This is a genomic window from Kitasatospora sp. NPDC007106 (assembly GCF_040634455.1).
In the GTDB taxonomy this organism is placed as follows: Bacteria; Actinomycetota; Actinomycetes; order Streptomycetales; family Streptomycetaceae; genus Kitasatospora; species Kitasatospora arboriphila.
This window is the reverse complement of the sequence record NZ_JBEYFP010000551.1, coordinates 1-4047: the sequence shown is the minus strand read 5'-3', so window position 1 is coordinate 4047 and position 4047 is coordinate 1. Positions and strand designations below refer to the sequence as shown.

Annotated in this window: 3 protein-coding genes; 2 read left to right on the top strand and 1 reads right to left on the bottom strand. The window is 73.6% G+C overall.

All coding sequences use genetic code 11. The annotated features are described in order from the left end of the window. The coding region (locus ABZ641_RS28180) for a sugar ABC transporter ATP-binding protein (RefSeq protein WP_359986152.1) at positions 1–1415 on the top strand (1415 nt) is incomplete at its 5' end. Next, complete coding sequence (locus tag ABZ641_RS28175; RefSeq protein WP_359986149.1) at positions 1412–2449, top strand: ABC transporter permease; 1038 nt, start codon at positions 1412–1414, stop codon at positions 2447–2449. The genes ABZ641_RS28180 and ABZ641_RS28175, both read left to right, overlap by 4 nt. A gap of 116 nt (positions 2450–2565) precedes the next feature. Here ABZ641_RS28175 and ABZ641_RS28170 read toward each other — a convergent pair. Continuing rightward, on the bottom strand, positions 2566–4047 hold a 1482-nt coding region (locus ABZ641_RS28170), incomplete at its 5' end, for an amidohydrolase (protein ID WP_359986146.1).

Here is a 4047-nt window from a genome sequence, read left to right as displayed (position 1 = left end):
TGGGCGAGAACGGCGCCGGCAAGTCGACCCTGCTGAAGATCCTCACCGGCGACCACCGGCCCACCGCGGGCAGCGTCCTCGTCGACGGCGCACCCGTCCAGCTCGCCTCGCCGACCGACGCCCACCGCGCCGGCATCCGGATCATCCCGCAGGAACCCGAGATCGTCCCGCACGTCTCCGTCGCCGAGAACGTCTACGTCGGTGCGCTGCCCCGCGCTGCCGGCCGCCGCCTCGACCGCGCCGAGCTGCGCCGCCGGATCACCGCCGACCTCGTGCGCCTCGGCTTCGACAAGGTCCTCGACCCCGACCTGCTCGGCTCCGAGCTCACCCCCGCCCAACGCCAGCTGGTCGAGATCATGCGGGCGCTCACCGGCGAGGCCAAGGTCATCGCCTTCGACGAGCCCACCTCCTCGCTCTCCGAGCACGAGGTCGACGCGCTGTTCGCGCTGATCCGGCGGCTGCGCGCCGACGGCGTCGCCGTCGTCTACGTCTCCCACCGGATGCAGGAGATCTTCCAACTCGCCGACCGCATCGCCGTGCTGCGCGACGGCGCGCTCGCCGGCATCCAGGACGCCGCCGCCACCAGCGAGGGCGAACTCGTCCGGCTCATGGTCGGCCGCGACCTGTCCGCCGTGTTCTCCCGCCCGCACGTCGCCACCGACCGCCTGGTGCTCGACGTCCGCGGCCTCACCACCGACGACGTCCGCGACATCGACCTGCGGATCCACGCCGGCGAGGTCGTCGGCCTCGCCGGACTCATCGGCGCCGGACGCTCCGAACTCGCCCTCGCCCTCGCCGGCGACCTGCCCGTCCGCTCCGGCACCGTCACCCTCGACGGGCGGCCGCTGCCCACCGGCCGGCCCGGCGCCGTGATCCGCGCCGGACTCGGCCTCGCCCCCGAGGAACGCAAGGCCCAGGCCCTCTTCCTGCACCGCTCGATCCGCGACAACACCTCCACCGTCGTCCTCGAACGCCTGCGCCGCTTCCGCTTCGTCCGCCGCTCGGCGGAGCGGCAGCTGGCCCAGGAGTACGCGGACCGGCTGCGGGTGCGCACCCCCTCCATCGAGCACGAGGTCCGCAAGCTCTCCGGCGGCAACCAGCAGAAGGTCGTCCTCGCCCGCTGGCTCGCCCGCAGGCCCAAGGTGCTCATCCTCGACGAGCCGACCCGCGGCATCGACGTCGGCGCCAAGGCCGAGATCTACCGGATCATCGCCGACCTCGCGGCGGAGGGCGTCGCCATCCTCGTCATCTCCTCCGAACTCCCCGAGGTTCTCGGCCTCGCCGACCGCATCGTCGTCATGCAGAACGGCCGCATCACCGGCGAACTCGACCGCGCCGACGCCACCGAGGAGGCCGTCCTCAGCCTCGCGATGGCCGACGACATCGCCCCCGCCACCCCTGGAGCCGCCGCATGAGCACCACCACCGACACCCCGCCGGCCAGCACCGGCAGCACCGGGGCGCGCAAGGGCGGCAACCCCGCCGCGGTCCTCGCCTCCGTCGGCGGACAGAACCTCAGCCTGATCGGTGCACTGGTCGTCGTCCTCGCCCTCTTCGGCGCACTCAACGACAACTACCTGAGCATCTCCAACCTCCAGGTCATCGCCGAGGCCGCCACCATCACCGGCCTGCTCGCCGTCGTCCAGACCGTCGTCATCATCTGCGGCGGCCTCGACATCTCCGTCGGCTCCCAGGCCGGCGTTGCCTCGGTCGTCAGCGCGATGGCCTTCACGTCCGCGGGCTCCAACGCCCTCGCCGGCATGGCCGCCGCCGTCGGCACGGGCGTCCTCATCGGCCTCCTCAACGGACTGGTCATCGTCTACGGCCGGGTCAACCCGACCATCGCCACCCTGGCCGGCCTCGCCGCCTACAAGGGGGTCGCCCAGCTGATCTCCAACGGCCGGGCCCAGGGCTACGTCCTCAACGACGACGTCTTCGTCTTCCTCGGCCGCGGCAGGATCGCCGGCCTGCCCGTCATGGTGTGGATCCTCATCGTCACCGCGCTCGCCGTCCACCTGCTGCTGAAGTACACCGACATCGGCCGCAACGTCTACGCGATCGGCGGCAACGACACCGCCGCCCGGCTCGCCGGCATCAACATCAACAAGTACCTGGTGGCCGTCTACGCCCTGATCGGCACCGTCGCCGCGGTCGCCGGAATCCTGCTCACCGCCCGCACCGGCAGCGGCCAGCCCACCTCCGGCAGCGAAGGACTCGAACTGAAGGCCATCACCGCCGCCGCCCTCGGCGGCTGCGCCCTCAAGGGCGGCAAGGGCGGCATCGGCGGCACCCTGCTCGCCGTCGCGCTGCTCGGCTGCCTGGAGAACGGGCTGACCGTCGAAGGCATCAACTCCTTCTGGCAGAACGTCGCCCAGGGCGCCCTGCTGGTGATCGCCGTCGTCATCCAGCAGCGCCGCAGCGGCGAACGCGCCATCGGCCTGCCCGCCTGACGGCGGCCCGCCGCCCCGACCCGGGCGCTCCGCACATCCGGCGAAGACCACTGCAACCCGGACGGGCCCTCACCGCATCGGACGGGGTGAGGGCCGCACGGAACGGCGACGGCCCGTCAGGCGGCCCGGTGGACGACCTCGCCGCCGAGCACGCCCAGCTCCACCCGGGCGTCGAGGAACGCCTTCGGCTCCAGTTCGAACAGATCGTCGGAGAGCATCACCAGGTCGGCGAGCTTGCCGGGGACGACACTGCCGAGCTCGTGCTCCAGGTGGACGGCGTACGCGCTGCCCAGGGTGTAGCCGCGCAGCGCGGTCGCCAGGTCGAGCGTCTCCTCCGGCATCCACGGCTCGCCGCCGGCCAGGCCGCGGCGGGTCACCGCGGTGTACAGGCCGACCAGCGGGTCCATCTCCGCGACGTTCCAGTCGCTGGACAGCGCGAGCACCGCGCCGGACTCGTGCAGGCTGCGCATCGGCCAGGCCTTGTTCCAGCGGTGCTCGCCGACCGCCTCGGCCCAGTCCCGTCCGGGGCCGGCGATGTCCGGCGAGCAGTGCCGCGGCTGCATGCAGGCGACGACGCCGAGTTCGGCGAAGCGCGGCACGTCGGCCGGGTCCAGGCACTCCACGTGGACGACCTGGTGCCGGGCGTCGTTCGGCCCGTTGACGGCCCGGGCGTGCGCCACCGCGTCCAGCACGGTGCGGATCCCGCGGTCCCCGGTGGCGTGCACGAAGGCCTGGAAGCCGGCCGCGTCCAGCCCGGCCAGCACCTCCGCGAACTCCTCCGGCGGGTAGAAGGTCTCCCCGCGGTGGCTGTGGTGGCCGGCGTACGGTTCCAGCAGCGCCGCGGTGTGCGGCTCCACCACGTCGTCGATGTAGAGCTTCAGCGGCCCGACCCGGAACCGGTCGGAGGCGTGGCGCCGGGCGGCCGCGGCGAACGCCGCCAGGTCCTCCGGGGTGGTGCCGCGCGGGTGGAACAGCCCGGCGACCAGCCGGGACCGCAGCCGGCCCTCGGCGAGCGCCCGCTCGAACAACGGCAGGTCGTCGAGGGAGTTCTGCGGCTCCACGACCGTGGTGATCCCGTACCGGGCGGCCGTGTCGAGGCTGCCGGCGAGCCGCCGGTACTGCCGGTCCGGGTCCGCCCAGGGCACGCCGGCCGCCCGGAGCGCCCGGTGGCCGTCCCGGGAGAGCCCGCGCACCGCGAAGTCGGTGAGGAAGCCGGTCGGTTCGCCCGTCGCCGGGTCCTTCTGCACGGTGCCGTACGCGGTCTGCGCGGTGTCCCGGCCGATGCCGAGGCGGCGCAGCGCCGCGGTGTTCAGCCAGGCGGTGTGCACGTCGTAGCTGAGCACGAACGCCGGCCGGTCCCCGGTGAAGCGGTCCAGGTCGGCGGCGGTGGGCATCCGGCCGCCGGGGATCGCCGAGTAGTCGAAGGCCTCGCCCTCGATCCATGCGGCGTCGGGGTGGCTGCGCAGCCGGTCGGCGATGCGTGCGCCGATCTCGTCGAGGGTGCCGGCCCCGGCGAGCTGGACGCAGTCGGCGTCGGAGCCCAGCCGGACGTGGTTGTGGCTGTCGACGAACCCGGGCAGCACCAGCCGGCCGCGGGC

What these genes read in the sequence shown, in the direction of transcription:
- ABZ641_RS28175 (WP_359986149.1), top strand. Translation starts at nt 1,412, where the DNA reads ATGAGCACCACCACCGACACCCCGCCGGCCAGCACCGGCAGCACCGGG.